Origin of the sequence: Luteibacter sp. NPDC031894, from assembly GCF_050273135.1 — a bacterium.
GTDB lineage: Bacteria > Pseudomonadota > Gammaproteobacteria > Xanthomonadales > Rhodanobacteraceae > Luteibacter.
The window spans coordinates 35075-56877 of the sequence record NZ_JBNNMV010000010.1; the positions used below are offsets into that span (position 1 = coordinate 35075).

Here is a 21803-nt window from a genome sequence, read left to right on the forward strand (position 1 = left end):
CGTGCCAGGAAGGCCGTTGTTCGACCTCGTACTTGGATCGATTGAACCAACCACTCACAGACCAGCCTTCCCGGAGCACTCCCATGCCTTACCGACCCACCCTCCGACATACACTTTTATGCGCCGCCATCGCGGCGTCTTTCGCCGGCGTTGCCTTTGGCCAGGCCACGACCGGGCGCATCGCCGGACAGGCGCCGGCCGCCGCCGGCGCGACGGTGCTGATCGAGGGCAGCAACGGCCTTGTCCGGGAGGTGCCGGTCGATGAGCGCGGGCGCTACGCGGTGGAAGCGCTGCCGCTGGCGACCTATACGGTTTCACTGAAGTCCAACGGCAACGTCGTCGACAAGCGCGACAACGTCACCCTGCGCGTCGGTGCCGCCACCGATGTGTCCTTCGCCGGCGCGAGCAGCACCGGCGACACCCAGCAACTCGAGGGCGTGACGGTCTCGGCCAACAGTCTGCCGAAGATCGACGTGGCGACGGTGGCTTCCAGCACCGTCATCACCGCCGCCGACATGGCGCGCCTGCCGTTGCAGCGTTCGGCGGAAGCCGTGGCGCTGCTCGCGCCTGGCGCCTCGCCCGGTTACAGCGGCTTCAAGAACGCCTTCGGCGGCAGCCTCGTCAGCTTCGCCGGCTCGGCCGTCTCGGAGAACGCGTACTACATCAACGGCATGAACACGACCGATCCGCTCAGCGGATTCGGCGGCGTCACCCTGCCTTATGGCGCGGTTGACCAGCAGGAAATACTCAGCGGCGGTTACTCCGCGATGTACGGCCGCTCGGATGGCGGCGTCATCAGCCAGGTCGGCAAGCGCGGCACCAATGAATGGCATTTCGGTGCCCAGGTGCTCTGGGAACCGGACTTCGCACGTGCCAGCGCCCGCAACATCACCTATGGCCACGACAACCCGGCACCCCCGGGCACGATCAACCAGCGCAACGACGACAACCACGAGTGGAGCACGACGGTCAGCGCGTATGCCGGCGGCCCGTTGATCAAGGACAAGCTGTACGCGTTCGCCGCGGTGGAGATGGAGCGCAGCAAGGGCAACAGCATCGGGGATGTGAACCACGCGTACGACACGAAGTACACGTACAAGGACCCGAAGTGGTACGGCAAGCTCGATTGGAATATCAATGACAGCAACATCCTCGAGCTGACCGGCGTCAACCAGACACACCGTTCGAACGGCAACAAGTACGCTTACGACTACGACACGAACACGGTCGGCGATTTCGCCAGTACGGACTCGACGTACAAGACCAAGGCCATGGTCTATGTCGCCAAGTTCACCAGCTACATCACCGACGACCTGACCCTCACCGCGCTGTACGGAAAGTCGAAGCTCACCTACTACAACGAGCCGCCCGCGACAGGCGTCACCGGACCGTTCATCGGCAACGTCAGCCAGCAGAACCCGGCGCTCAACGGCGGCACGCCGATCACCAACGGGCAGACGCTGGACACCATCGACAACCCGGACCACGAGTCGACCAATCGCAACCTTCGCGTCGACCTCAACTACAAGATCGGCACCCATTCGATCACCGCCGGTATCGACAACCAGGACTCCCACGACATCGACGATGGCACCACGATCGGTGGCGACGGCTATGAGCTGTGGTATGCCAAGGGCGACGAGAACCTCAACATCAGCGATAGCCCCTTCGTCGACAAGCCCGGCAATTACCCTGGCGGCGAGACCGGCTATTACGGCTATTACCGCCACTACAACACGCTCGCCTCCGTGCGCGTGAAGCAGCGGGCCCAATACATCATGGACGACTGGCAGGTCACCGACCGACTGCTTCTCTCACTGGGTCTGCGCAACGACCAGTTCACGAACTACAACCCGGCCGGCCAGCCCTACCTGAAGCTGACGAAGCCGCAGTGGGCGCCGCGCCTTGGCTTCAGCTGGGACGTGAACGGCGACTCCAGCATGAAGGTCTACGGCAACGCCGGCCGCTACTTCCTGGCCATGCCGGCATCCGTCGCACTGCGCACGTCCGCGGGTTCGCTGGCCACCAACCAGTACTTCACCTATACGGGCATCGACGCCAGCGGCCTGCCCACCGGCGTGACCTTCATCCAGTCGGCCACCGGCGGCGCCGTGTCTCCCAATGGCGAGTACGGCCAGCCACCCGATCCCAAGACGGTCAGCGCGAAGAACATCAAGTCGGAGTACCAGGACGAGTTCATCCTGGGCATGGACAAGCAGCTCGATGCCAACTGGGTGGCGGGCGCGAAGGCCACGGTGCGTAAGTTGCGCAACGCGCTGGACGACGTCTGCGACAACGGCGCGATCACCCGCGCCGCCATCGCCCAGGGCGCGGACATCGACGCGGTCACCGTCGGCAGCTGCTACCTGTCCAACCCAGGTCGCGCGAACGTCTACCAGCTGGCAAACAACAACGGCGGCTACACCAACGTGACCGTGACCAACGCCGACTTCGGTTTCAGCCACCTCAAGCGCAACTACTACGGGCTGGATCTGTACCTGTCGCATCCGTTCGATGGCACGTGGTCGGGCAAGATCGACTACCTGTATTCGCGCAGCTACGGCAACACGGAAGGCCAGGTGCGTTCGGACGTCGGCCAGGGCTCCGTCGCGGCATCGCGTGACTGGGATTACGCCACGCTGATGAACTACGCCAATGGCTACCTCGCCAACGACCGTAAGCACCAGCTGAAGCTGTACGGTTCCTACCAGATCGCCCCCGAATGGCTGGTCTCGGCCAACCTGCTCATCCAGTCCGGCTTGCCGAAGTCGTGCCTGGGTCGCTACGGGGAAGCCGAGGGCGATCCCTCCGGCTACGGCAGCTATTACCACTTCTGCTTCGGCGAACCGTCGGCCTATGGCGCGAAGGGCCGCGAGCCGTGGGAAGAGCTGGTCGACGTCAACGTCGAGTACCGTCCGATGTGGGCCGATCGCAAGCTGGCCTTCACCGCCTCGGTGTTCAACCTGCTCAACCAGCAGCGGTCGCAACGGACGAACCCGGTCTCGGGCAGCAAGAACTCGGTGAACGACGGCTACCAGCAGGTCATCAGCTATACGCAGCCGCGTTACGCCCGCTTCGGTGTCACCTACGACTTCTAACGGGAAGCCCATGCATCCACTACTGCGACTGGGTATCGTCGCGCTTGCCGCCGGAGTCCTCGCGATTCCGGCGGTCGGCGGCGAGACCACCTATAAGGACCTGCCGACGGAAACGCCGGCCCATTTCACGCCGACGAACCCGGGCTTCGACTACGTGCGCCGCACGGTCGAGATCCCGATGCGCGACGGCGTCAAGCTGCACACCGCGATCCTCATGCCCAAGGGCACGACGCACGCGGGCATCCTGCTCACGCGTACGCCGTACGGCGCCGACGGCATGGGACATCGCAGCGACAGTCCACACCTGGGTCCCGCACTGCGCGGCTACGACAATCCCGCCGACATCATCGTGCAGGACGGCTATATCCGCGTGATCCAGGACATCCGCGGCAAGAACGGCTCCGAAGGCGACTTCGTGATGAACCGGCCACCGATCGGGCACGGCAACCCCACCCCGGTCGACGAATCCTCGGACATCTACGACACCGTCGACTGGCTGGTGAAACACGTGCCCGAGTCCAACGGTAAGGTCGGCATCATCGGCATTTCCTACGACGGCTTCGAGGCCATGGTCGCGACGATCCGGCCCCACCCCGCGCTCAAGGTGGCCGTGCCGATCAATCCCATGATCGACGGCTGGATGGGCGACGACTGGTTCCATCGCGGCGCGTTCCGCCAGCAGATGATCCCGTACATCTACGGCATGGTGAATTCGCGCCGCAGCGATATCGGCTGGACCAGCGGCTTTCGCGACGACTACGACCTTTACCTGCACTTCGGTTCGGCGGGTGACGTCGGCCGTGCGTACGGCATGGAGGCGCTGGGATTCTGGCAGAAACTGCTGGCCCATCCGGCGTACGACAGCTTCTGGTCTGAACAGGCACTCGACAAGATCGCGGCGAAGGAGCCGATGACCGTGCCGACGATGCTCGTGCACAGCCTTTGGGACCAGGAAGACAACTACGGTGACATGGCCGTGTACCGTGCCCTTGCGCCCCGCGACCCGAACCACGAAAAGCTCTGGCTCGTGATCGGACCCTGGCGACACGCCAAGACGTGGGAAAGAGGCGAGAGCATTGGCGCCGTCAATCTCGGCAGCGATACCGGCACCGAATTCCGGCAGCGGATCCTGCGCCCGTTCCTCGCGCAGTACCTGAAGGATGACGCGCCGAAGGCGGATATCGCCCCGGTGAACGCCTTCGTGACCGGCGAAAACACGTGGCGCAAGCTCGATAGCTGGCCGTCCAGTTGCCGCACGGGCTGCGCGCCAACGATGCATCGATGGTACGTGGAAGCGGACGGTGGCCTCGGCGAGGCATTGCCTGCCGCAGGTGCCGATGAATACGTCTCCGATCCGGCCAGGCCGGTTCCCTATCGGGTACGCCCGATCCAGCCCTGGTCGCACGGTGTCCCCGACCAGGTCGACAGCTGGCCGGAATGGCTGGTCGACGACCAGCGCCAGTTCGCCACCCGCACGGATGTGCTCACGTATGTCTCGCCGGTGCTCGACAAGCCGCTGGGCGTGGCGGGCGAGCCCCTGGTCCACCTGCTCGCTTCCACCAGTGGAACGGACAGCGACTGGGTCGTGAAGCTCATCGATGTCTATCCGGACGAGGTGGAAGAGAAGCCGTCGATGGGCGGTTACCAGTTGCCCGTCGCCATGGAGATCTTCCGCGGCCGCTACCGCGAGGGCTACGACAAGCCCAAGGCACTGGAACCCGGCAAGCCCCTCGACTATCGCTTCCCGCTGCCCACGGTGAACCACGTCTTCCAGCCCGGTCACCGCGTGATGGTGCAGTTACAGTCCAGCTGGTTCCCCCTCTACGACCGGAACCCGCAAACCTTCGTCCCGAACATCTTCAACGCGAAGCCCGCCGATTACCGCAAGGCGACGCAACGCATCGTTCGGGATGGCGAGAACGGCACCTACGTCGAACTACCTGTGACACGATAAGCTTCGTGACGGCGTGGGGACACCTCACGCCTTCACGGAGATATGCACCGAACGGGCCTCCATCAGTTTCATGCGATCGAGCAAGCCAGAGTAAAAAGTAGCCAGGAGGTCGAAGCCGTTGTTGCGGTCGAATTCGATCATGCCTTCGATTTGGCCCGTCAGATTGATGGGAGTGTCTGGCGCCCTTTCAAATATCCCCGAAGGAAGCGAATTACCAAGAGCAGAGGCATCGTCGAATTCCTGTTCTCCGCCGGTGAAGATCAACTCATCACAAAGTGACTGTATCTGGCGTGGAGTGATTCTCGAAAAATCGATGCCCTTCGACGCAAGAGAACTCGAAATTGGTGGAACTTTGTGCGGCGACATCTCTCTTGAATATCCCACTTCTCTCGCTGCAGGAAAAGAAGGCATCGTAGACGCTGGCTTGACTTGCATGAGTCGGCTCCTCTTGGTGTCGACCAAGAAGAACAGAGATTGCTTCGAATGTTTAGCAAGCTCGCGATAAGAAGGAGCTGCGCCTTCGCATCTTGAAGGCAAGACTTACATCAGAACGACAGCGAGATTTACCGCACCAACCACTACGCAAGGCGCCTTCAGTAGGTTGCGCACATTTCTGGCGGAACTGAGACAATCGCGACGCGATGCTGCTCCACGGCCAATAGGGTCAGATAGGAGCCTTCAATGAAGAATCTCGCGATAGCAACGTTTGCACTCGCCGCTTCGCTAACTTCGGCAGCCTCGCACGCAAATAACCTATCCAACGCATACATCTATGCCGTCGAATCATCACAGGGAGGAAGGGAATACCTCCCCTCCGGGGCTTATTCGACATCAAGGGACCATGGCGGCGCGGTGGTGCGCATCACTACTGACGAAATCGGCTATGGAAATAATGCCCAGGCCCGCTTGCTCGGCTTCACGCTCCGCGAAATTCGAACAATGCCGCTTTGCTACGTCCAAGGACACGCCGGCCCTTGCAACGGCCGCGGCACAATCATCGGCTATCGCCGTACCTGGGATGCAAGCGGCCGCGACGGCGGCAACTTCGAATACATGGTGATTCCAAACGGTGTTGGCGGTGTGCGGCGGGTAAGTCTTCAAGTGCGTTAAGCCGCAGCTGACCCGTGGCGCATCGGGAGTCGCAAGTACTCCTGCGCTCTGAGAAAAAGCTGTCGTAGCGGTGACGGCTGCTGGCGTCACCGCTACGACACAGGCGCAGATGCGAGGCTGAAGGCGAGCTCGTGACCACAGATCAGTCTTTCGCCAACGCGCTGCCCATGTGGATGACGAGGTTGTCTATCCGCAGGATGCCGCCGTCGAAGGTAGTGCTCAGGTGGATCTCGCGGATCGTCGCGCCGGCTGGCGCGTGGCAGCTGTAGTTGCCGGCGCGAACGGCGGCGCCGGACCAGGTCGAGGTTTCGGGGCCGGCGCTGAAGACGCAGCCGAGCTTGACCGCTTGGTCGCCCGGCGTCTGGATCCAGTAGTCGAACGAGGCGTCGCTGCCATGCACGCCGGGGGACAGCACGATGCTCGTGAGGTTCGTACGCTCCGTCGTGCCGGGCCGGATGGCGAGGTAGCGGCCCGCGAGCGGACGCATGCCGGTCTCGGCCCGCTCTCCATAGAGGAACGGCCCTCGCTTCGTCGCGACGATCGTATAGAGACCCGCCGGATCCTTGAACGGTGTGAGCAGTTGCCCGCTGGGCAGGGTGTCGAACCCGATGACCTGGGCCGCGCCGGGCGCCATCACCTCTTGTGCCCTCGCCGAAGCGAGGGCACCGAGGATCAGAAACAATCCGGTCGGCCAGATGCGCATCGCCCCTACATCGGCCCATCACCGTGAAGGGAATGTGCAAACGACGCGATCCTGCCGAAACGACGCACCGAGTGTCAGGGCGTACCCACTGGCCCAGGATCGGGGCCGCGCAGCTGCGACGTCGGAACGCCACGGTAGCCCCAATCCTCCATCGCGATCTCCTCGATCACGACATGGGTCACTTCGGGTGACTTGCCCAGGACCCGCTCCAGCGTCTCGGTGATCTCGGCGATCACCTGGGCCTTCTGAGCGGGCGTATTGCCTTCACGCGTGATGCGAACATTGACGAAGGGCATGGCGGCATTACCAGCGGCCGGTGCTCGCACCGCCATCGACCGGCAGCACGACACCGTTGATGAAGGAACTGCGGACGAGGTAGACGACCGCTTCGGCGATGTCTTCCGGACGACCGAGGCGCCCCATCGGGTTGAGCCCGCTCAGGAAGCCGTGGGTTTCCGGCGAGTGCATCGGTGTCTCGATGATACCCGGCGCCACCGCGCTCACGCGCACATCGTACGGCGACAGTTCGAGCGCGAGGGCCCGGGTCATGTCGTTGAGGCCGCCCTTGATGAGCACGGCCATCGCCGCCGTCACGTTGCGGTCCGGATGGATGCCGATGTTCGCGGTGATGTTGACGATGTGCCCCGACTTGCGCGCACTCATGTGACGCGCCGCGACCTGGGACGGATAGACGACGCCACGCAGGTTCGTGTCGATCATCGCGTCGATGTCCTGCACGCTGTACTCGGCGAAGGGCTTGGCGATGAAGATGCCGGCATTGTTGACCAGGACGTCAACCTGGCCGAACGCCTCGATGGCGTGATCGAAAAGGCGTTCCGCCGTCTCGGGCAGTGCGATGTCGCCGGCGACGGTGAGGAATCGGTCGCTATGGCCCAAGGCGGCGGCGGCCTCGTCGAGGCGTGCCTGGCCGCGGCCGTTGCCGACCACGTTGTAACCCAGGTCGAGGAACGTCTTGGCGATGGCGAAGCCGAGGCCGCTGGAGGCGCCGGTGACGATGACGGTTTGTCGGGTGCTCATGGAAGTGCTCCGGATATGGAAAGGTCCCGGCCGGTCGGCTCGGGCTGACCCACAATCTATTGATGCGCCGCCAGTAGATAAATATGATTGCGAGCAATTGACTCGTTACATGGTGTAAAGACATGCACCGGCAATTCGACGACCTGATGCTCGGCAGCATCGAGCTGTTCTGCCTGGCGGGCGAACTCGGCGGGTTCACGGCGGCCGCCACGGCCGCGGGCGTGACGCCGGCGGCGGTAAGCCGCTCGGTTGCCCGTTTGGAGGCCCGGCTGGGCGTGCGCCTTTTCGTTCGCAGCACCCGACAGATCCGCCTCACGGACGCCGGCCGCGTCTACATGGAACAGTGCCGCCAGGCCCTCGCGCAGTTCGCCGATGCGGAACGCATGGCGAGCGGGCAGGAAACGCGGTTATCGGGACGGCTGCGCATCAGCGTGCCGACGACGTACGCGCATTACCGTCTGCTACCCCGCTTGCCGGACTTCCATCGCGAGCACCCCGGCATCCGGCTCGACCTGCATATCGCCAACCGCAATGTCGGCTTCGCGGACGACGCGTTCGATCTCGCGATTCGCGTGCGCGCCCCGGCCGATTCTTCGCTGATCGCGCGCCACCTCGAAGACGCGCCGCTCGTGATCGTCGCGACGCCGGCTTACCTCGAGGCACACGGCGTCCCAGGTTCGATAGCCGACCTGGCGCGGCACGAATGCATCCAGTTCGACCTGCCCAGCAGCGGTCGCCGGATACCCTGGCTGTTTCGCGAAAACGGTGAGGACATCGAGTTCGACGCGGAGAGCAGCTTCACCGTGTCGGACGACGTACTCGGTGGCGTCACCCTCGCGCGTGCGGGCGCCGGCATCTTCCAGACCTATCGCTTCGTGGTGGAGGAAGACCTGGCCAAGGGGTCGCTGGTGGAACTGCTGCAACCGTTCGGCGGAAGGACCAGGCCTTACAACGTGATCTATCCGCACAGTCGCTTCGTGCCCCCGCGCGTCCGTGCCTTCATCGATTTCCTCGCGACGCGGGTCACCCCGGCACAGGCGACCTGACTGGGTCCATCCGGCCCTGTCCCCTATACTCCCGCGCATGAAGCCCAACGTCCTGCTGCAATACATCCTCCCGCACCGCTTCCTTTCCCGCATCGTCTATTGGGCGACACGCTGGGAATGGGCGCCATGGAAGAACTTCCTCATCCGGGAGATCGTGCAGCGCTACGACGTGGACATGAGCCAGGCCGCCCAGCCCGATCCCTTCGCCTACCAGCACTTCAATGCGTTCTTCACCCGAAAGCTGAAGGCCGATGCCCGCCGAGCGGACCCGGATCCCTCCGTGCTCGTGTCGCCGGCGGACGGTCGCATCAGCCAATCCGGGCGAATCCGCGACGGGCGGATCTTCCAGGCCAAGGGGCAGGACTACACCGCGGCCGAACTGCTCGGCGACGAGGCCGCGGCCGTACCGTTTCGCAACGGCAGCTTCGTGACCATCTACCTCTCGCCGCGCGATTACCACCGCGTGCACATGCCGCTCGAGGGCGAACTCACCGGCACCACGCACGTGCCCGGGCGCATCTTCAGCGTCGCGCCCTTCGCGGTGGAGGCGATTCCTCGCCTCTTCGCGCGCAACGAGCGGTTGGTCTGCCATTTCCATGGCGAGCACGGCCCATTCGTCTCGGTGATGGTGGGAGCGATCCTGGTGTCCAGCGTGGCCACGGTGTGGGACGGGCTGGCGATTCCGCCCTACGCGTCCGAGATCCGCCGCCACGATTGCCGCGACCGGCACGTGAAGCTCGAGCGCTTCGCCGAGATGGCCCGCTTCAACATGGGCTCCACCGTCATCTTGCTGTTGCCGGAGGGTTACACCCTCGACGAACTTCAACCCTTACAGCAGGTTATGGTCGGGCAGCGCCTCGGCCGCTGGACCGGCGGCGCGGGCGCCACCCCCTGACGAAGTGCGTCACAATGTGACGAAAACGTCTTACATTTGACGCATGACCGGGGTATTCTCCCTGAACCGCTGCCTTACCGGGGAAGGCGCCGGGACCACAAGAAGCATCCGCACTAGGGGAAGTCGTCCATGCGTCTGGTCACTCATCTCATCGCCGTGAATCGCGAGATCCGCCTTCGCCGGCAGCTCGCCGATATCGAACGTGTCGTGCTCGCACTCCCGGTACGTGCGCACGCCGACCTCCAGCAACTGGTCCGGCGCGAGATGGAACAGGCAGCGGCCTGCGATTTCCCCCACCTGTATGGCACGCCGCCGGAAGAGCGTTACAGCACGTACGGGCACGGCCCGGACATCGGGCTGGGCAAGGCGCGTTCGGAAAACCCGCTGATCGCCACCCGTGGCGTCGCCCTCTGGATCGCCTCCGTCTACCACGAGACACTGGATTCACGCCGCCCCGGCATCGAGGAACTGCACCGTCAGATCCTCCGCCTGATGCGCCAGATCAAGGAGCTGTCAGCGTCGGAACGACATGACTCCACCGCGACGTGGATGAACGAGCCGCACGCGATGGCGTAAGCCGCCCCTCAGCGGCACACGGGCACGCGGATCGCCTGCCCCACTTTCAACTGGTGTCCCTTGAGCTCGTTCATGCGTGCGATGTCTTCGACATCCGCACAGTTGCTCTTGCGCGCGATACCCACGAGCGTGTCACCGCGACGCACCGTATAGCGCTTCGACGCGCGGGACGACGACTTCGCCGTCGACGGCGACGGTCCACTCGCGAGGGCGGCCGAGGTTGCCGCGGGCGCCGCCGGGGCGACGATCTTCACCGCGTTGTGCAAATCGCTGGCGAGGATGGGCCACGGACCATCGGTGCAGCTGGTCGCGTAGGCCTTTTCCAACTGCTTCGGCACCTCGAGGCGCGCGCCCATCGGCTGGCTCACCTGCGGGTCCAGGCGCGGATTGAGGTTGCGCAGCGTGCGGAACCAACCTTCCGACATGCCCTGGGCGGAACCGAGGCAGACGGTGAGCTCCGCGAGCGACGCGGGACGCTTCAGCACGATCTGGCCCGGCTCCCCGTCGACCTTCGGCCAAGTCAGGTGGTAGCTGTCGGGGTGGAGGAACAGCCACGCCGCGGCGAGCACCATCGGCACGTAATCGCGAGTTTCCGCGGACATCTGCCCGTAGATCTGCGGGTCGTAGAACCCGGCGCCCGGGTTCGCCGCGGCGATGCGTTTCATGCGCCCTTCGCCGCCGTTGTACGCGGCCAGCGTGAGTTCCAGATTGTTGTTGAAGGTGCCCAGCTGCTCGTCGATGTACTCGGCATTGGCCTGCGCGGCCATGGTCGGATCGAAGCGCTGGTCGAAGCCGTCGGCATTCGACAGTCCGAAACGGAGGCCCGTGGCGTACATGAATTGCAGGGGCCCGGACGCGCCGGAGCGCGATACCGCGTGCACCTTGCCGCCCGATTCCTTGGCCATGATGCCGAACAGCAACGCTTCCGGCAGGTCGGCCTTCTTGTAGGCCGGCCACATCTTGTAACGCATCATCTGGTAGTTGACGTATGCGTCCATGAGGTTGGGACGCAGCTGGGTCAGCCACATTTCGAGCGCGGCCTTCACGGGGCCATTCATGACCATGAGGTCGGAGAACTGCTGGCCTTTCAGCGTCGTGACGCTGCGCTGGGCCTGCGGAAGGGCGCCAACCACGACCGATCCGGACGCGTCGCCCGGCTGGGCGCCTACTTCGGCTTCCTGCTCCGTGTCGTCGGCGTCTTCGCCCTCGATGAAGCTGCCGTCCTTCAGGCGAAGCAGACGGTCGAACACGGCCGCAAAGCGTTGCGGGTCGCATCCCGCGGTGAGGGCGCAGCGTGCCGATGCATCCTTCAACTGGTCGAGCGCCTGCTTGCGCGTGAGGGCCGCCTCCGGCGTGTCGCCACGACGCGCCTGGTCGATCGACGCTTCGTACCCCTTGCTCGCCTGGTTCATCCGGTCGTACAAGGCATTGACCTCGGGCGTGGCCTTGCCGGAACGGGGGGCGCCGCTCGATGCGCAGCCGGCCAGGATCGCCAGCGGAAGGATCAGGAAGGGGCGCGGAATACGGACGGGCATGCACGGACTCGGGGGTAAGACATTGCCGGCAACGTTACCCCCCGGGACCGCCGGACTCAAGCGATTGCGGTGAAAATCCTCCGTAACGGCGTGCCGTTGCGTAGACTTGTTCAGGCGCTTCTTAAGGAGGAACCATGGCAACGATCCTGATCGGCCGGGGCGACGGCGACGCCGTTTCCCTCGACTCCCGCTACGGCAACCGGCACGGCATGATCGCCGGCGCCACGGGCACCGGTAAGTCGGTGAGCCTCATGCTCCTAGCCGAGGGCTTCTCGCGCATGGGCGTCCCGTGCTTCCTGGCCGATGCCAAGGGAGACCTCGCCGGGCTGGCGCAAGCCGCCGGCGCGCCATCGGAGAAGCTCGCTGCCCGCCTGGCGAAGCTGGGACTGACGGACTGGAAACCACAGGCGAATCCCGTCGTGTTCTGGGACATCTACGGCAAGGCCGGGCATCCCGTACGCGCCACCGTGTCCGAGATGGGCCCCACCCTGCTCTCCCGCATCCTGGAACTCAACGACACCCAGGAAGGCGTGATGGAAGTGATCTTCCGTGTCGCCGACGACGAGGGACTCTTGCTGCTCGACCTCGCCGACCTGCGCGCGATGCTCGCTTTCGCCGCGGACCATGCGAAAGACATCTCCGCGCGCTACGGATTGATCAGCGCGCAGAGCGTGGCTGCGATCCAACGCTCCCTGTTGAGACTGGAACAGGACGGCGCGGATGCGTTCTTCGGGGAGCCGGCGCTGGAGCTCGCCGACCTGATGCGCCAGGACATGAGCGGGCGTGGCGTCATCAGCGTCCTCGCCGCCGACACGCTCATCCTCAAGCCCAGGCTGTACTCCACCTTCCTGCTCTGGCTGCTGTCCGAACTGTTCGAGCAATTGCCGGAAGTCGGCGACCTCGAGCAGCCGAAGATGGTGTTCTTCTTCGACGAGGCGCACCTGCTGTTCGACGATGCGCCGCCTGCGCTGCGCCAGCGTGTCGAGCAAGTGGTGCGGCTCATCCGTTCGAAAGGCGTGGGCGTCTATTTCTGTTCGCAGAACCCGGACGACGTACCGGGAGAAATCCTCGGCCAGCTCGGCAATCGCGTGCAACACGCGTTGCGCGCTTTCACGCCGCGAGACCAGAAGGCGGTGAAGGCGGCCGCGGAAACCTTCGCCCGCAATCCCAAACTCGATGTCGTCGAGACCATCGGCACGCTGGGCACCGGCGAGGCGCTGGCCTCCACCCTCGGCGATGGCGGCGTACCCTCGCCCGTGCAGAAAGTGCTCGTGTCGACGCCGGAATGCCGCATCGGCGCGATCACCGCGGAGGAACGTGCGGCGGTGCGCTCGCGCTCTCCCGTCGGAGGGAAGTACGACACGGCGGTGAACCGGGAGTCTGCGGAAGAGCGCCTAGCCGCGCGCGCCAGCGCGAAGAACTCGCCCGATGCGCCAGCGGTGAAGGATGAAACCCCCGACGACGGTGGCACGAACTGGGGCGGTGTCGTACGCGATGCGGTCTTCGGCACGAAGCGACGCCAAGGGATGCTCGAGACCATGGCGAAATCGATGGTGCGTACCGCGGGATCGCGCGCCGGTCAGCAGATCGTGCGCGGCATCCTGGGCAGCATCTTCGGCGGGAAGCGCTGAGCATGCCGCGGCACGAGCCCGCCGACGCCGCCACGCCGTTCGCCGAGCGTGCCCGCACGGGCTGGCGCTATCCCATGCGCGGCGCCGCGCCGATGACCATCGGCGCGATCACGCTGTTCGAATCGATAGCCTTCCTGCCTGTGACGGGCCTGAAGCTGCTCGTGATCGTGGTCGGCTGGGTCGCCATGTACACCTACGCCTTCGAATGCCTCAGGCGTACCGCGGACGGATACGCCGACCCGCCCGAGCTGGCCATCAACAGCGAAGACAAGACCAGCGTCGCGCTGATCATCATCCAGCTAACCGGCAATGCCATCGGCGTGCTGGCGCCGTTGTTCCTCGGTGTCCCGGGCTTGCTGGTGTCCCTGGTGTTCGCCTTCGTGCTGCCGGTGATCACCATGTCGCTCACGTTCGACGGCGTCGGCGCGGCGCTGAACCCCGTGACCTGGGTGGCGGCCATCAGCCGCTTCGGCCGCGCCTACCTGCTTCTGTTCGCCGTCATGCTTGCCAGCAGCCTCCTCCAGGCAGCGGCCCAATACGCGATGAAGGACCATGGCCCGACCTTCTTCGGCACGCTGGGCTACTACCTCGTCGCCAACTACCTCACCGTCTACAACTTCCATCTGATGGGCGCGCTCATCCACCACCGGCACGAGGCACTCGGCTACCAGCCGGAATCGACGGCGATCGCGGAGGCCGCGGAGCCGGACGACGACATGGCCTTGCTGTCGCACGTGAACTTCATCGCTCGTGATGACGTGCGGGCCGCTACCGATATCCTCACCGAACGGCTACGCGAGGGCCTCGCGCCCGCGCCCCTGCATGCGCGCTATCGCGAACTGCTGCGCGCGCAGGACCGCCTGCCCGAGCTGATCGTCCATGGCCAGATATGGATCGCGGCGCTCGTGGCCGCGAAGGAGACGCGCCGCGCGCTCGGCGTGGTGCAGGACTGCCTCGGGGTGGACCCAGCCTTCCTGCCCGACGATACGCTCACCTGCGGCCCACTCGCCGACACCGCGGCGCACGGCGGCATGACCCGGCTCGCACTGCACCTGGCGCTCGGTTACCTGCGTGCATGGCCGGCGGACATGGGGGCACCGCATTACGGGCTGCTCGCCCTGCGCATGCACGAACGGCTGGGCCAGGTCGCGGAAGCGGCGGCGCTGGGCCGTCGACTGTTGAACGACTATCCGGGGCATCCACTCGGCGCGGATATCGAGGCCCTGCTGGCTTCGCTCGCCAACTCGCGCAAGGCGGCGCCATGAGCCGCTGGCGCCCGCCATCTCCTTCGTCGACGGCGATCATCACGCGCGAGGGCTTCGAGCGGCTGAAAGCCGAACTCGACCACCTGTGGCACACGGTGCGGCCGGAGGTGGTGAAGGCACTCGCCGCGGCGGCGGCCGAAGGCGATCGCTCGGAAAACGCGGAATACACCTATCGCAAGAAGCAGCTCGGCGAGATCGACCGGCGAGCGCGTTACCTGAGTAAGCGTATTCCCGTGCTCAAGGTGGTCGAGGCGACGCCGACGCAACGGGATGCGGTGTTCTTCGGCGCCACCATGGAGCTCGAGAACGTCGAGACCGGGGAAACCGTGCGATACCGAATCGTGGGGCCCGACGAAACGGACGCGCGCAAGGGCTGGATCAGCGTCGACTCGCCCATGGCGCGCGCGGTGTTGAAGAAACGGGTGGACGACGAGTTCGAGGCCGAATTGCCCGGCGGACGTACGCGCTTCGCGGTCGTCTCGGTCGAGTACGACTGAAGGCACCTACGCTCGGGAGGGCGACATGGCCTCAGCCTGTCGCTCCAGCCCATCGGCGAAGCGCGCGATCTCCGCGGCGAAGCTATCGAGCATAATCCTGTCGACGGCCCCGCCCTCGCGCAATGCGAGCTCCATCCGCTCGCCCTCCTCGCCCACGGCGAAGCTTCCGAACACGTTCACGCCACCGAGCACGTGGTGGATCCACCCGGCCACTTCGTCGGCGTCGCCGCGCTCGAGCATGGCCGGTAGCCGATGCAAGGCGTCACGCGTGGTGGCGACGCCGGCACGCATGACGGCGACAACCTTGTCATCGGAACCGAAGGCGCGTCGCATGCGTTCCATGTCGATCGACACCGCGTCGTCGACTTCCGGCGCCAGCCAGCGTTCGATGGCGGCGTGGAAGCCCTCCAGGCGAATCGGCTTGCGCAGCAGGTCGTCCATGCCTGCGGCGAGGCACCGGTCGCGCTGGTCGGCCCGCGCATCGGCGGTCATCGCCACGATCGGCAGGTGGCGCCCGCTACCCTCCTCGCGCCGGCGAATCTCGCGAGCCAGTTCATAGCCGTCCATGCGTGGCATGTGGCAGTCGACCAGCAGCAGGTCATAGGTCGCCGACCCTATCGCCGCCAGCGCGGCGATGCCGTCGTCCACCACGTCGCATTCATAACCGCGCATGGCCAACTGCACGCGTACGAGCTCCTGGTTCACCGGATGGTCTTCGGCGACGAGGATGCGTGCGCCGCGACGATCGGAGGGTCCGTCCGGCACGGCGATCGTCGGTGTCGGCACGGGTTGCGGCGGTGCCTCGGCTACGGGTAGCTCGAGCGTCACGGTCACCACCGTGCCGCGTCCCGGCTCGCTTTCGATGGCGATATGCCCGCCCATCCGCTCGATGAGCCGGCGCGAAATGCTGAGCCCCAGGCCCGTGCCACCGAAGCGGCGGTTGGTCGAGGAGTCCGCTTGGCTGAAGGGCGCGAAGACATGGCGCAGCTTCGCCGCGTGGATGCCGATGCCGGTGTCCGTCACCACGATGCGCAAGCGCTGCCGCGCCCCGTGCCGTTCGTCGGCATGGACATCGACGCGGACCTCGCCGCGGCTGGTGAACTTGATCGCGTTGCCGAGCAGGTTCAGGAGCACCTGGCGCAGGCGGCCATCGTCCACCATGAGGAACGGCGACAGCGACGCGTCGATGTTCGCGTGCAGCCGGAGGCTCTTGGCTTCCGCCTGTGCCGCAAGGATGGCGAGCGCACCCTCGACGATCGCACGCACGTCCGATGGCTGCGCGTCGAGTTCGAGATGCCCGGCCTCGATCTTCGAGAAGTCGAGCACGTCGTCGAGGATGTGCAGGAGGGCCTCGGCCGAGTGCTCGATCGTCGACACCATACGGCGCTGTGCATCGTCGAGCCGCGTGCGCTCGAGCACATCGAGCAAGCCGATGACGCCGTTCATCGGGGTGCGGATCTCGTGACTGATGGTGGCGAGGAAGTCGCTTTTCGCTCGCGTGGCCGCCTCCGCTTCGTCACGTGCGCGCGCCACGCCGCGCGATGCCAGTTCCTGCGCTGTCACGTCCACCCAGTAACCGTTCCAGCGCACGGTGCCGTCCGCCGCCGCCAACGGCACCGCATCGGAGCTGAGGTAACGGACGCGTCCATCGACCTGGGCACGCACCGTGACATGCAGCGGCTGCAGTTCGCGCGCGGAACGCTCGAAGGCGGCGCGCAGCTTTTCGCGATCGTCGTCCGGCACCGGCGCGAGCATCGTCGCCTCCCCGGCCAGCAACTCCGCCGGCTCCATGCCGAGGATGCTTTGCGGGTCGCCGCCCACATACGTCATGGCGTACGCGCCGTCGGTGCCACGCACGGCCTCGTAAACGACGGCGGGCACGTGCGCGGTGACTTCCGCGAGCCGGCGTTCCGTGCGCTCGCGACGGCGGGTTTCCCGGCGAAGGTTGAGGTACGCATAGCTGATCGCTACCAGCGACACCAGCAGCACCGCCACGAAGGGCAGCACACGGCTGGCGATCTCGCGCCACGTGGGCCCGACGACATAGTGCGCGGCGAACCATGTGTTGCGGATCTCCTGCTGGCGATGCACCGAAAGGTTCATCAGCGCGCGGTTCACGAGCGGCAGCAACGGTGCGAGGTCGCGGCTGACGCCGATCGCGATCGCTTCGCTGTCGCCGGTAGGCGCGGCGACCTTGAGCTGCCCGAGGAACGCGTCGCGGATGTGGAAATCGACGGAGGCGAGGTTGCCGACGAAGGCATCCGCCTCACCGGCGGCCAGACGACGCATGCCTTCGCGCTCCGTGTCGACCGGCATCGCCTGCACGTTGGGGATGCGAGCGAGCAGTCGGCGGATCGGTTCGCGCGTGACGTTGCCGAGCACACGCTTGCCTGCCAGGTCGTCCGCACCGGCGATCGTGGGCGAGCCTTCGCGGGTCACGATCATGATCGGGAAGTCGAGGTAGGGAACGCTCGGCTCGAGGTGCGGAAACGTCGCGCTTTGGGGATTGATGGCGGCGACCAGATCCACGTCGCCGTGCCGCACGCGCTGCACCGTATCGGCCCAGTTCTCGCTCGGCACCTGGGTGAGACGGAGGCCCAGCTCGGCCGCGATCTCCCGCACGTAGTCGAGCGCCAGGCCCTCCGCCTCGCCTTTGCCGGAGAGCAGGCTGAAAGGCGCATAGCTGGGGTCCACACCGAGGCGCAACGGCGGCAACGCCTTCAGCCAGGCCTTTTCCTTCTCGCTGAGGGGAATGCCTTCCTGACGGGGTCGAGGGGCGATGTCGCGTCCGATCCAACGGGCGCGGAGGCGTCCGTGGTCGGCCGCCGTGAGCTCGCCGAGCGCTTCGTCGATCGCGTGGCCCAAGGGAGCGCGGTCGGCTGGCACGGCGAATGCCAGCGCGCTGATCGGCAACGCCAACGGCGCGCCCACGCGAAGTTCGCCCTCCCATCCCAGCCGCGAGACGAACTCTCGTGCCGAATACGGGTTGTCGATATAGGCCGTGACGCCCCCCGAGCGCACCAGCGACAGCGCTTCCTCGGTGGAGCGTGTCTCGACCAGGGTCGTCTCGGGCAACTCGCGGCGCAGCGCGGCCAGATCGAAATAGCCGGCGTGCACGGCAAGGCGCTTGCCACGCAGGTCGCCCGGCCGGTGGGCGATCGGCGCGTCGTTGCGCTCCACCAGCGCGGGCAGCGACTCGAAATAGGTGGCGCCGATGCGAATGCCCGGCATCCCCTTCTCGAGCGGCGTGACCGATGTGGCGACGTCGATCTCGCCCTTTGCCAGCGCGGCAAGCAAATCCGGCCATGTCGCGAAGGTTCGCGTTTGCAGCGTGACGCCCAGCTCCTTGGCGATCTCGCGAAGGTAATCGGGTCCCAGGCCCTCCAATTCGCCCTCGCGCAGTTCCTCGAACGGCGGATAGCCCTCCTGGTAGGCGCCGACGGTGAGGACCGGGTGGTGCCGCAACCACGCCGCGTCCTCGCGTGGCAGCGGCGTTTCCGCGGCCACCACGAGCGGAGTCGCCAGCACGAGCAGGATTAACAGGAACAGGCGTCGGATCACGGGGTGGGCTTCGTCGGAGGGGCCTTCAGGGCATAATCGGTCGGAAGTCAGCCGTACCGCAATGCAGGAAGGAGAACACGAGGCATGCCACTCAAGGTCATTTTGGCAGACGACCACCCCCTGGTCCTCGTTGGCGGCGCTCTGGCGCTGAGGACGGCGCACATCGACGTAGTGGGTGAGGCACAGGCGGCGGACGAGCTTTTAGCGATGCTCGCGGACCGCCCTTGCGATGTCGTGATTACGGATTTTCTCATGCCGAGCGGCCGGCAGGACGATGGTTTCGCCTTGATCGAGACGATCGGAAAAACCTATCCGCAACTCGCGGTGGTGGTGCTCACCATGATCAATCGACCCGCCGCGCTGATGTCCATGCTCCATCGCGGTGTACGCGGCATCGTCGACAAGCGCGCCCCGATGGACGAACTGCCAGTCGCCGTGCGCGCGGTGGCAACCGGCGAAACCTACCTGAGCGAAACCCTGCTCGACATCCTCAACGAAACGGACGAAGCCTATTCGGCGATGCCCGGCGCCGCGTTGTCGCCGCGCGAGACCGAGGTCATCAAGCTGTTCGTCGGTGGGATGTCGCTGCAGCAGATCGCGGATCGCGAAGGCAAGTCCGTGAAGACCATCAGCCGGCAAAAACGCGACGCGATGCGCAAACTCGGCGTGGACCACGACGGTCTGCTCCTCGACTACGCGCGCGACCACGGGCTTCTATAGGAACCGCCGGAGCGCCTTACAAAGGCGCCGGATACGTCCGGCCGGGGCGCAATGGCTGGAAGCATGGCGCGTTCGCGTAGAACGACTCGTCCGACGTATCCGCGTGCCATCCCGGCACGCCGGATACCGGCAGCGGCCGCAGTTCCAACGGATCGTTGAGGACGTCGCCAGACGCGATAGCCTCCGCGCAACGCGCGGCGGCATTGTCCTGCCGCATCACGACGAGCGCCTTGCCCACGAGTAGTTTGCCCGGCGTCAGCGCGTGCTCGAGCAAGGCATGCCCGAAGACGTCGACGCGCGCCTCGCCGTGGCGCCATGCGTCGCGATACGTCCAGAACAGTCGATGCCAGTCGTGCGCGTTCCAGGCGTCCAGCATGCCGTCGTCCGGCAGCGTCACGATCAGCCCGGCCTCGTCGAAATGCGTCAGCGCGTACTGCGGTCGCGATCGCTCGCGGGGCCCCATGACGGCGATCTCGGCCATCTGCCGCGCGTTCAGTGCGCGCTTGATGGCACCATGGCGCAGCCAGACGAAGGCGTTGAAGAGGTCGTGCCAGTTCTCGGGACGCGTCGCGATCGCGTGTTGTCGCGCGATACGTTCTTCGTAATGCAGGCCATCCGCCAGCAAGGATTTGTCCTGGAGCACAAAGCGGTAGCTCGATCCCACCGGCCAAAGCGCGTTGAGGCGCTCGATATCGGGCCATTCACGGTCGCGCACGAACGTAGCGAAAGCCGCCCAGTCCGACAGTGGCGGCCTTGCGAGGACGCCCCGATCGAGCGCGTCCCGCGTGGGCGCCACGTGACGCATGGAATCAGGCCAGACGGCCGTAAAGGCCGTGTGCGTCCGCGTCTTCCACGAGCACGTCGACGAACTGTCCCGGCTTCAGCAACTGCCCGTCGTCGATGCGAACCGCGCCATCGATTTCCGGTGCGTCGGCGCTGGAACGACCCCATGCGCCCTCCGAGTCGATCTCGTCGACGAGCACCTTCACGGTCTTGCCGATCTTCCGCTGCAGCTTTGCGGCAGAGATCTCCGCCTGCACCGCCATGAACTGTTCGAGGCGATCTTCCTTCAGTTCCTCGTCGATCTGCCCCGGCAGGTCGTTGGCCTTCGCACCGTCCACCGGCGAGTAGGCGAACGCGCCGACGCGATCGAGTTCCGCTTCGCGCAGGAAGTCGAGCAGTTCCTGGAACTCGGCATGGGTCTCGCCAGGGAAGCCAACGATGAAGGTGCTGCGGATCGTGAGGTCCGGCACCTGGCGGCGCCAGTTCTGGATGCGCTCCAGCGTCTTGTCGACGTTGCCCGGACGCTTCATCAGCTTGAGGATGCGCGGGCTGGCGTGCTGGAACGGGATGTCGAGGTACGGAAGGATCTTTCCCTCGCCCATCAACGGCATCACTTCGTCCACGTGCGGATAAGGATAGACGTAGTGCAGGCGAGTCCATACGCCGAGCTCGCCCAGGCCTTCGCAGAGCTCCGTCATGCGCGTGCGATACGCCTTGCCGCGCCATTCGCGCTCGGCATAGCGGACGTCCACGCCGTAGGCGCTGGTGTCCTGCGAGATGACCAGCAGCTCCTTCACGCCGCCCTTCACGAGCTTCTCGGCCTCGATGAGCACCTGGTCCACCGGACGGCTGACCAGGTCGCCGCGCATCGACGGGATGATGCAGAAGCTGCAACGATGGTTGCAGCCCTCCGAGATCTTCAGGTACGCGTAGTGCTTCGGCGTGAGCTTGACGCCCGTGTCGGGCACGAGGTCGAGGAACTTGTTGCGCGTAGGCGGCAGTGCCTGGTGCACCGCGCTCATGACCGACGCGTAATCCTGCGGGCCGGTGATGGCCAGCACGTCGGGATAGCTTTCGCGGATCAGTTCCTGCCGCTTGCCGAGGCAGCCGGTGACGATCACCTTGCCGTTCTCGTGCAGCGCCTCGCCGATGGCGTCGAGGGACTCCTGCACGGCGGAGTCGATGAACCCGCAGGTGTTGACCACCACCGCGTCGGCGGCACCGTAGGTGGGAACGATCTCGTAGCCCTCGACCTTGAGCTGGGTGAGGATGCGTTCGGAATCGACGAGCGCCTTCGGGCAGCCTAGGGATACTATACCTATACGGTTTCCGGGACGGGGTGCAGTGTTCATGACAGGCTTAGCGGCGGCTAAAAACGCCAAAGTGTACAG

At 65.4% G+C, this 21803-nt stretch carries 18 protein-coding genes; 10 read left to right on the top strand and 8 right to left on the bottom strand.

The genetic code is table 11. The features are described 5' to 3' along the window. The first annotated feature begins 83 nt into the window (after window positions 1-83). Both ACQKIE_RS18190 and ACQKIE_RS18195 read left to right on the top strand, forming a co-directional pair. On the top strand, window positions 84-3098 hold the full coding sequence (locus ACQKIE_RS18190) for a TonB-dependent receptor (RefSeq protein ID WP_427461781.1): 3015 nt from the start codon (window positions 84-86) through the stop codon (window positions 3096-3098). A 10-nt stretch (window positions 3099-3108) separates the two neighbouring features. Further along, on the top strand, window positions 3109-5052 hold the full coding sequence (locus ACQKIE_RS18195) for a CocE/NonD family hydrolase (protein WP_427461783.1): 1944 nt from the start codon (window positions 3109-3111) through the stop codon (window positions 5050-5052). 24 nt (window positions 5053-5076) lie between these two features. Here ACQKIE_RS18195 and ACQKIE_RS18200 read toward each other — a convergent pair whose 3' ends face one another. Next, on the bottom strand, window positions 5077-5487 hold the full coding sequence (locus ACQKIE_RS18200; RefSeq protein WP_427461785.1) for a hypothetical protein: 411 nt from the start codon (window positions 5485-5487) through the stop codon (window positions 5077-5079). A gap of 246 nt (window positions 5488-5733) precedes the next feature. On the opposite strand from ACQKIE_RS18200, the gene ACQKIE_RS18205 reads away from it, so the two are divergent. Beyond that, window positions 5734-6162 (top strand): DUF4879 domain-containing protein, encoded by a 429-nt coding sequence (locus ACQKIE_RS18205; RefSeq protein WP_427461787.1) that lies wholly within the window; start codon window positions 5734-5736, stop codon window positions 6160-6162. Window positions 6163-6304: 142 nt separating this feature from the next. Here ACQKIE_RS18205 and ACQKIE_RS18210 read toward each other — a convergent pair whose 3' ends face one another. From ACQKIE_RS18210 to ACQKIE_RS18220, 3 genes are all read right to left on the bottom strand, one after another. Beyond that, window positions 6305-6865: a hypothetical protein gene (locus ACQKIE_RS18210; RefSeq protein ID WP_427461789.1), complete on the bottom strand. Its 561-nt coding sequence runs from the start codon at window positions 6863-6865 to the stop codon at window positions 6305-6307. Between the two features lie 74 nt (window positions 6866-6939). After that, window positions 6940-7161 (bottom strand): tautomerase family protein, encoded by a 222-nt coding sequence (locus tag ACQKIE_RS18215; protein ID WP_427461791.1) that lies wholly within the window; start codon window positions 7159-7161, stop codon window positions 6940-6942. 7 nt (window positions 7162-7168) lie between these two features. Further along, window positions 7169-7903, bottom strand: coding sequence for an SDR family NAD(P)-dependent oxidoreductase (locus ACQKIE_RS18220; protein WP_427461793.1), 735 nt, complete (start codon window positions 7901-7903; stop codon window positions 7169-7171). Between the two features lie 122 nt (window positions 7904-8025). Between ACQKIE_RS18220 and ACQKIE_RS18225 the strand changes: the two genes are divergently transcribed. The 3 genes from ACQKIE_RS18225 (at window position 8026) to ACQKIE_RS18235 (ending at window position 10420) form a co-directional block, all read left to right on the top strand. Then, window positions 8026-8949 (top strand): LysR substrate-binding domain-containing protein, encoded by a 924-nt coding sequence (locus ACQKIE_RS18225; RefSeq protein ID WP_427461795.1) that lies wholly within the window; start codon window positions 8026-8028, stop codon window positions 8947-8949. A gap of 37 nt (window positions 8950-8986) precedes the next feature. Further along, on the top strand, window positions 8987-9844 hold the full coding sequence (asd, locus tag ACQKIE_RS18230; RefSeq protein ID WP_427461797.1) for an archaetidylserine decarboxylase: 858 nt from the start codon (window positions 8987-8989) through the stop codon (window positions 9842-9844). Window positions 9845-9973: 129 nt separating this feature from the next. Beyond that, the gene (locus tag ACQKIE_RS18235) at window positions 9974-10420 is read left to right on the top strand and encodes a hypothetical protein (protein ID WP_427461799.1); all 447 of its coding nucleotides are present in this window, start codon (window positions 9974-9976) and stop codon (window positions 10418-10420) included. A gap of 8 nt (window positions 10421-10428) precedes the next feature. Here the strand turns inward: ACQKIE_RS18235 and ACQKIE_RS18240 are convergent, their stop codons facing one another. Continuing rightward, a complete protein-coding gene (locus ACQKIE_RS18240; RefSeq protein WP_427461801.1) occupies window positions 10429-11955 on the bottom strand; it encodes a transglycosylase SLT domain-containing protein in 1527 nt (508 codons plus the stop codon). Between the two features lie 134 nt (window positions 11956-12089). On the opposite strand from ACQKIE_RS18240, the gene ACQKIE_RS18245 reads away from it, so the two are divergent. The 3 genes from ACQKIE_RS18245 to greB are packed head-to-tail and all read left to right on the top strand — an operon-like array spanning window position 12090 to window position 15348. Continuing rightward, on the top strand, window positions 12090-13586 hold the full coding sequence (locus tag ACQKIE_RS18245) for a helicase HerA-like domain-containing protein (RefSeq protein WP_427461804.1): 1497 nt from the start codon (window positions 12090-12092) through the stop codon (window positions 13584-13586). Between the two features lie 2 nt (window positions 13587-13588). Then, window positions 13589-14851: a DUF4013 domain-containing protein gene (locus ACQKIE_RS18250; protein WP_427461806.1), complete on the top strand. Its 1263-nt coding sequence runs from the start codon at window positions 13589-13591 to the stop codon at window positions 14849-14851. Further along, entirely contained in the window at window positions 14848-15348 is a 501-nt protein-coding gene (gene greB, locus ACQKIE_RS18255; RefSeq protein ID WP_427461808.1) for a transcription elongation factor GreB, read from the top strand. The genes ACQKIE_RS18250 and greB overlap by 4 nt, the downstream gene beginning before the upstream one ends. A gap of 6 nt (window positions 15349-15354) precedes the next feature. On the opposite strand, the gene ACQKIE_RS18260 is transcribed toward greB, so the two are convergent. Next, window positions 15355-18909: an ATP-binding protein gene (locus tag ACQKIE_RS18260; protein ID WP_427461810.1), complete on the bottom strand. Its 3555-nt coding sequence runs from the start codon at window positions 18907-18909 to the stop codon at window positions 15355-15357. 84 nt (window positions 18910-18993) lie between these two features. Here ACQKIE_RS18260 and ACQKIE_RS18265 point away from each other — a divergent pair, with 84 nt between their 5' ends. Continuing rightward, window positions 18994-19629 carry a response regulator gene (locus ACQKIE_RS18265; protein WP_427461812.1) on the top strand — a complete coding sequence of 212 codons (636 nt, stop codon included), beginning with the start codon at window positions 18994-18996 and terminating at the stop codon, window positions 19627-19629. Between the two features lie 16 nt (window positions 19630-19645). On the opposite strand, the gene ACQKIE_RS18270 is transcribed toward ACQKIE_RS18265, so the two are convergent. After that, a complete protein-coding gene (locus ACQKIE_RS18270; protein WP_427461814.1) occupies window positions 19646-20434 on the bottom strand; it encodes a DUF3025 domain-containing protein in 789 nt (262 codons plus the stop codon). Window positions 20435-20438: 4 nt separating this feature from the next. Next, complete coding sequence (gene rimO / locus ACQKIE_RS18275; protein WP_427461816.1) at window positions 20439-21764, bottom strand: 30S ribosomal protein S12 methylthiotransferase RimO; 1326 nt, start codon at window positions 21762-21764, stop codon at window positions 20439-20441. Window positions 21765-21803 lie beyond the last annotated feature (39 nt).

Excerpts from the sequence above, each read along its gene's own strand:
- ACQKIE_RS18195 (WP_427461783.1), top strand. The coding sequence starts at position 3,109 with ATGCATCCACTACTGCGACTGGGTATCGTCGCGCTTGCCGCCGGAGTC.
- ACQKIE_RS18220 (WP_427461793.1), bottom strand. The coding sequence starts at position 7,903 with ATGAGCACCCGACAAACCGTCATCGTCACCGGCGCCTCCAGCGGCCTC.
- ACQKIE_RS18240 (WP_427461801.1), bottom strand. The coding sequence starts at position 11,955 with ATGCCCGTCCGTATTCCGCGCCCCTTCCTGATCCTTCCGCTGGCGATC.
- ACQKIE_RS18190 (WP_427461781.1), top strand. The coding sequence starts at position 84 with ATGCCTTACCGACCCACCCTCCGACATACACTTTTATGCGCCGCCATC.
- ACQKIE_RS18215 (WP_427461791.1), bottom strand. The coding sequence starts at position 7,161 with ATGCCCTTCGTCAATGTTCGCATCACGCGTGAAGGCAATACGCCCGCT.
- ACQKIE_RS18250 (WP_427461806.1), top strand. The coding sequence starts at position 13,589 with ATGCCGCGGCACGAGCCCGCCGACGCCGCCACGCCGTTCGCCGAGCGT.
- ACQKIE_RS18200 (WP_427461785.1), bottom strand. The coding sequence starts at position 5,487 with ATGCAAGTCAAGCCAGCGTCTACGATGCCTTCTTTTCCTGCAGCGAGA.
- asd (WP_427461797.1), top strand. The coding sequence starts at position 8,987 with ATGAAGCCCAACGTCCTGCTGCAATACATCCTCCCGCACCGCTTCCTT.
- ACQKIE_RS18270 (WP_427461814.1), bottom strand. The coding sequence starts at position 20,434 with ATGCGTCACGTGGCGCCCACGCGGGACGCGCTCGATCGGGGCGTCCTC.
- ACQKIE_RS18225 (WP_427461795.1), top strand. The coding sequence starts at position 8,026 with ATGCACCGGCAATTCGACGACCTGATGCTCGGCAGCATCGAGCTGTTC.
- ACQKIE_RS18210 (WP_427461789.1), bottom strand. The coding sequence starts at position 6,865 with ATGCGCATCTGGCCGACCGGATTGTTTCTGATCCTCGGTGCCCTCGCT.
- ACQKIE_RS18235 (WP_427461799.1), top strand. The coding sequence starts at position 9,974 with ATGCGTCTGGTCACTCATCTCATCGCCGTGAATCGCGAGATCCGCCTT.
- rimO (WP_427461816.1), bottom strand. The coding sequence starts at position 21,764 with ATGAACACTGCACCCCGTCCCGGAAACCGTATAGGTATAGTATCCCTA.
- ACQKIE_RS18245 (WP_427461804.1), top strand. The coding sequence starts at position 12,090 with ATGGCAACGATCCTGATCGGCCGGGGCGACGGCGACGCCGTTTCCCTC.
- greB (WP_427461808.1), top strand. The coding sequence starts at position 14,848 with ATGAGCCGCTGGCGCCCGCCATCTCCTTCGTCGACGGCGATCATCACG.
- ACQKIE_RS18265 (WP_427461812.1), top strand. The coding sequence starts at position 18,994 with ATGCCACTCAAGGTCATTTTGGCAGACGACCACCCCCTGGTCCTCGTT.
- ACQKIE_RS18205 (WP_427461787.1), top strand. The coding sequence starts at position 5,734 with ATGAAGAATCTCGCGATAGCAACGTTTGCACTCGCCGCTTCGCTAACT.